This window comes from Clostridioides sp. ES-S-0048-02 (assembly GCF_020658495.1).
In the GTDB taxonomy this organism is placed as follows: Bacteria; Bacillota; Clostridia; order Peptostreptococcales; family Peptostreptococcaceae; genus Clostridioides.
Window position 1 is genome coordinate 1 of sequence record NZ_JACVWH010000073.1, and the last position, 443, is coordinate 443.

The following is a 443-nucleotide window of genomic DNA, read 5'->3' on the forward strand; positions in this document are numbered from 1 at the left end:
AAACGAGAAGGTTCTATAATATATAATGCCTTGGCACCAGTTGCTATAGAACTTACGGAAACTTATGTCGCTATGGATGAATTACTAGACCAAACATTTGTAGATACTGCTAGTTACTATTATTTAGAGAAAAGATGTAAAGAAAGAGGAATCGAACCTTTACCAGCCACTAATACAATTGCAAAAGGAGTCTTTAATATAGATATTCCTCTTGATTCAAGATTCAACTTAGGAGAATACAATTATGTGGCAGTTGAGAGAATATCTGAAAAAACATATAAGATGAAATGCGAAACCACTGGTCCTATTTTTGAACTTGGCCAGTTGATTCCAATTGAATATATAGGTGGTCTTGAAACTGCTGAGTTAACTGAAATACTAATAAATGGAGAAGATGAAGAGAGTGAGGACAGTTTAAGACAAAGATACTATGATAGTTTAAA

1 protein-coding gene is annotated in these 443 nt (G+C 33.2%); it reads left to right on the forward strand.

Annotated elements, in window-relative coordinates; all coding sequences use genetic code 11:
• A partial coding sequence (locus IC173_RS20440; RefSeq protein ID WP_227856214.1) for a baseplate J/gp47 family protein occupies positions 1 to 443 on the forward strand: 443 nt, incomplete at both ends.